Origin of the sequence: Burkholderia sp. Ac-20379, assembly GCF_017104645.1 — a bacterium.
Taxonomy (GTDB): Bacteria; Pseudomonadota; Gammaproteobacteria; order Burkholderiales; family Burkholderiaceae; genus Burkholderia.
Genome location: NZ_JAAGPF010000413.1, coordinates 1 through 5654, shown reverse-complemented (window position 1 = coordinate 5654; position 5654 = coordinate 1). Strand labels below are relative to the sequence as shown.

The 5654-nt window shown below is 52.1% G+C and carries 2 tRNA genes and 3 rRNA genes; all 5 read right to left on the bottom strand.

Going from position 1 to position 5654, the window contains the following annotated elements:
- Positions 1-24: 24 nt before the first annotated feature.
- Positions 25-138, bottom strand: a 5S ribosomal RNA gene (gene rrf / locus G3N92_RS30270).
- Between the two features lie 191 nt (positions 139-329).
- Positions 330-3209, bottom strand: a 23S ribosomal RNA gene (locus G3N92_RS30265).
- A gap of 360 nt (positions 3210-3569) precedes the next feature.
- Positions 3570-3645, bottom strand: a tRNA-Ala gene (locus tag G3N92_RS30260).
- 36 nt (positions 3646-3681) lie between these two features.
- Positions 3682-3758, bottom strand: a tRNA-Ile gene (locus G3N92_RS30255).
- Between the two features lie 64 nt (positions 3759-3822).
- Positions 3823-5353 (bottom strand): 16S ribosomal RNA (locus tag G3N92_RS30250).
- Together the 16S, 23S and 5S rRNA genes with 2 tRNA genes alongside form the textbook arrangement of a ribosomal RNA operon.
- Positions 5354-5654 lie beyond the last annotated feature (301 nt).

Genomic DNA, 5654 nt, shown 5'->3' with positions numbered 1-5654 from the left:
GCAGCGGGGGTTCTGAAGGAGGAAGCCTGACGATTACCTACTTTCACACGGGCAATCCGCACTATCATCGGCGTAGAGTCGTTTCACGGTCCTGTTCGGGATGGGAAGGGGTGGTACCGACTCGCTATGGTCATCAGGCTAAAGGGGTTGTCGCGTCGCTGGTTGAGCGCCACGACCAATCTTGAAGAAGTAGTATTGGGTTGTGTGTATCGGCACACGAGGACTCAATGCTGTACAACTTGTCTGTGTTTTCCAAGGTCCTGAATCTGGTTCAGGCAGGGATGTCGCGAGTGCTTGAGCACCGACGATCATCAACTCAGACTTGTTATAGGATCAAGCCTTACGGGCAATTAGTATCAGTTAGCTGAACGCATTACTGCGCTTACACACCTGACCTATCAACGTCCTGGTCTCGAACGACCCTTCAAGGAGGTCAAGCCTCCAGGGATATCTCATCTTAAGGCGAGTTTCCCGCTTAGATGCTTTCAGCGGTTATCTCTTCCGAACATAGCTACCCGGCGATGCCACTGGCGTGACAACCGGTACACCAGAGGTTCGTCCACTCCGGTCCTCTCGTACTAGGAGCAGCCCCCTTCAAATATCCAACGCCCACGGCAGATAGGGACCAAACTGTCTCACGACGTTTTAAACCCAGCTCACGTACCTCTTTAAATGGCGAACAGCCATACCCTTGGGACCGGCTACAGCCCCAGGATGAGATGAGCCGACATCGAGGTGCCAAACACCGCCGTCGATATGAACTCTTGGGCGGTATCAGCCTGTTATCCCCAGAGTACCTTTTATCCGTTGAGCGATGGCCCTTCCATACAGAACCACCGGATCACTATGACCTGCTTTCGCACCTGCTCGACTTGTCGGTCTCGCAGTTAAGCACGCTTATGCCATTGCACTATCAGCACGATTTCCGACCGTACCTAGCGTACCTTCGTACTCCTCCGTTACACTTTGGGAGGAGACCGCCCCAGTCAAACTGCCTACCATGCACTGTCCCCGACCCGGATCACGGGCCAAGGTTAGAACCTCAAACAAACCAGGGTGGTATTTCAAGGACGGCTCCACCGAAACTAGCGTTCCGGTTTCATAGCCTCCCACCTATCCTACACAGATCGGTTCAAAGTCCAATGCAAAGCTACAGTAAAGGTTCATGGGGTCTTTCCGTCTAGCCGCGGGGAGATTGCATCATCACAAACACTTCAACTTCGCTGAGTCTCGGGAGGAGACAGTGTGGCCATCGTTACGCCATTCGTGCAGGTCGGAACTTACCCGACAAGGAATTTCGCTACCTTAGGACCGTTATAGTTACGGCCGCCGTTTACCGGGACTTCAATCAAGAGCTTGCACCCCATCATTTAATCTTCCGGCACCGGGCAGGCGTCACACCCTATACGTCCACTTTCGTGTTTGCAGAGTGCTGTGTTTTTATTAAACAGTCGCAGCCACCAGTTTATTGCAACCCTTTCACCCTTCTGGCGCAGGCCAGTCAAGCTACAAGGGCGTACCTTATCCCGAAGTTACGGTACCAATTTGCCGAGTTCCTTCTCCCGAGTTCTCTCAAGCGCCTTAGAATACTCATCTCGCCCACCTGTGTCGGTTTGCGGTACGGTCACTGTTAAACTGAAGCTTAGAGGCTTTTCTTGGAACCACTTCCAATTGCTTCGCTTCCTAAGAAGCTCGCGCCACACCCTTGAATTCTGCGCCCGGATTTGCCTAAGCGCCTTCTCCAATGCAGCGACCGGGACTTCCAACACCCGGACAACCTTCCGCGATCCGTCCCCCCATCGCATTTAACAATGGTGCAGGAATATTGACCTGCTTCCCATCAGCTACGCATTTCTGCCTCGCCTTAGGGGCCGACTCACCCTACGCCGATGAACGTTGCGTAGGAAACCTTGGGCTTACGGCGAGGGGGCCTTTCACCCCCTTTATCGCTACTCATGTCAGCATTCGCACTTCCGATACCTCCAGCACACTTTACAATGCACCTTCGCAGGCTTACGGAACGCTCTCCTACCATGCATATAAATATGCATCCGCAGCTTCGGTATATAGCTTAGCCCCGTTACATCTTCCGCGCAGGACGACTCGATCAGTGAGCTATTACGCTTTCTTTAAAGGGTGGCTGCTTCTAAGCCAACCTCCTGACTGTTTTAGCCTTCCCACTTCGTTTCCCACTTAGCTATATTTGGGGACCTTAGCTGGCGGTCTGGGTTGTTTCCCTCTTGACACCGGACGTTAGCACCCGATGTCTGTCTCCCGTGATTGCACTCTTCGGTATTCGGAGTTTGCTATGGCGGGGTAATCTGCAATAGACCCCCCAACCATGACAGTGCTCTACCCCCGAAGGTGAGACACGAGGCACTACCTAAATAGTTTTCGGAGAGAACCAGCTATTTCCAAGTTTGTTTAGCCTTTCACCCCTATCCACAGCTCATCCCCTAACTTTTCAACGTTAGTGGGTTCGGACCTCCAGTACGTGTTACCGCACCTTCATCCTGGCCATGGATAGATCACTTGGTTTCGGGTCTACGCCCAGCAACTGAACGCCCTATTCGGACTCGCTTTCGCTACGCCTGCCCTATTCGGTTAAGCTTGCTACTGAACGTAAGTCGCTGACCCATTATACAAAAGGTACGCCGTCACCCCTTACGAGGCTCCGACTGTTTGTATGCATGCGGTTTCAGGATCTATTTCACTCCCCTCCCGGGGTTCTTTTCGCCTTTCCCTCACGGTACTGGTTCACTATCGGTCGATCACGAGTATTTAGCCTTGGAGGATGGTCCCCCCATCTTCAGACAGGATTTCACGTGTCCCGCCCTACTTGTCGTACACCTAGTTCTTTCATACTGTTTTCGTCTACAGGGCTATCACCTGCTATGGCCGCACTTTCCAGAGCGTTCGACTAACAATACAAATAAAGAGTACAGGCTCTTCCCATTTCGCTCGCCACTACTTTGGGAATCTCGGTTGATTTCTTTTCCTGCGGTTACTTAGATGTTTCAGTTCACCGCGTTCGCTTCGCATAGCCTATGTATTCAGCTATGGATACTCCAAAAGGAGTGGGTTTCCCCATTCGGACATCTACGGATCAAAGCTTGTTTGCCAGCTCCCCGTAGCTTTTCGCAGGCTACCGCGTCCTTCATCGCCTGTGATCGCCAAGGCATCCACCACATGCACTTGTTCGCTTGACCCTATAACGAGTCTGCCTTGTGTCGGCAGCTCTTAGTGCTTTAGCACTTAGAGATGCCCCATCCCCGTAGGGGATAGCACTCGACAAATCGCTACAGGTTGAGTTCTCGCATTTGTGCCGTATTCCAATTTGAGCCGAACATTTAAGTTCGAATCTTCTTGAGATACATCGATACAATCACAACCCGGATAATTTCCACGCCCATCTCAAATAAGCGCTTCCGTTATCCAAATTACTACTTCTTCTAGATTGTTAAAGAACGACAGCCGATAAGTACATGATGTACAAATCGCTCTGACTGGCTCAATCGCCAATGACAAAAACTCAGATCAGTACGACCTGAACGTTTGTCATTGAAGATTGGTGGAGGCAGACGGGATCGAACCGACGACCCCCTGCTTGCAAAGCAGGTGCTCTCCCAGCTGAGCTATGCCCCCATACAGAGACTTCCCAAGGATACTGTCCAGACTAAGTGGTGGGTCTGGTTGGATTCGAACCAACGACCCCCGCCTTATCAAGACGGTGCTCTAACCAACTGAGCTACAGACCCCTGAGTCTGTCTTGATTTACAGCCGATAAGCGTGAACGCTCAACTTTCGCGGTATTAGCTCGAGAAAGGAGGTGATCCAGCCGCACCTTCCGATACGGCTACCTTGTTACGACTTCACCCCAGTCATGAATCCTACCGTGGTGACCGTCCTCCTTGCGGTTAGACTAGCCACTTCTGGTAAAACCCACTCCCATGGTGTGACGGGCGGTGTGTACAAGACCCGGGAACGTATTCACCGCGGCATGCTGATCCGCGATTACTAGCGATTCCAGCTTCATGCACTCGAGTTGCAGAGTGCAATCCGGACTACGATCGGTTTTCTGGGATTAGCTCCCCCTCGCGGGTTGGCGACCCTCTGTTCCGACCATTGTATGACGTGTGAAGCCCTACCCATAAGGGCCATGAGGACTTGACGTCATCCCCACCTTCCTCCGGTTTGTCACCGGCAGTCTCCTTAGAGTGCTCTTGCGTAGCAACTAAGGACAAGGGTTGCGCTCGTTGCGGGACTTAACCCAACATCTCACGACACGAGCTGACGACAGCCATGCAGCACCTGTGTATCGGTTCTCTTTCGAGCACTCCCGGATCTCTCCAGGATTCCGACCATGTCAAGGGTAGGTAAGGTTTTTCGCGTTGCATCGAATTAATCCACATCATCCACCGCTTGTGCGGGTCCCCGTCAATTCCTTTGAGTTTTAATCTTGCGACCGTACTCCCCAGGCGGTCAACTTCACGCGTTAGCTACGTTACTAAGGAAATGAATCCCCAACAACTAGTTGACATCGTTTAGGGCGTGGACTACCAGGGTATCTAATCCTGTTTGCTCCCCACGCTTTCGTGCATGAGCGTCAGTATTGGCCCAGGGGGCTGCCTTCGCCATCGGTATTCCTCCACATCTCTACGCATTTCACTGCTACACGTGGAATTCTACCCCCCTCTGCCATACTCTAGCTTGCCAGTCACCAATGCAGTTCCCAGGTTGAGCCCGGGGATTTCACATCGGTCTTAACAAACCGCCTGCGCACGCTTTACGCCCAGTAATTCCGATTAACGCTTGCACCCTACGTATTACCGCGGCTGCTGGCACGTAGTTAGCCGGTGCTTATTCTTCCGGTACCGTCATCCCCCGTCTGTATTAGAGTCGAGGATTTCTTTCCGGACAAAAGTGCTTTACAACCCGAAGGCCTTCTTCACACACGCGGCATTGCTGGATCAGGCTTTCGCCCATTGTCCAAAATTCCCCACTGCTGCCTCCCGTAGGAGTCTGGGCCGTGTCTCAGTCCCAGTGTGGCTGGTCGTCCTCTCAGACCAGCTACTGATCGTCGCCTTGGTAGGCTTTTACCCTACCAACTAGCTAATCAGCCATCGGCCAACCCTATAGCGCGAGGCCCGAAGGTCCCCCGCTTTCATCCGTAGATCGTATGCGGTATTAATCCGGCTTTCGCCGGGCTATCCCCCACTACAGGACATGTTCCGATGTATTACTCACCCGTTCGCCACTCGCCACCAGACCGAAGTCCGTGCTGCCGTTCGACTTGCATGTGTAAGGCATGCCGCCAGCGTTCAATCTGAGCCAGGATCAAACTCTTCAGTTCAATACCTGTTACTGTTTTCGGTTCTTTCGAACCGGTCGCTCACTCAAAGCTGACAGGTCAATGAATTGCTTCATGAACCTGACTTACTTTTGTGTGAGACTCTTGATACTTTTGCTGACTTGATCCGGAGATCAAGACCGCTACGATCAAGCGTCCACACTTATCGGCTGTAGATTTTTAAAGAGCATTTCCGAGAGAAGCTTGGCTTCGTTTCGGCGCTGCGTTTTCAGCAGCAGAGAAGCGAGATTATGAAGAACATTTTGAAGCGCGTCAACTACTTTTTTCAGCGCTTCGATCAACA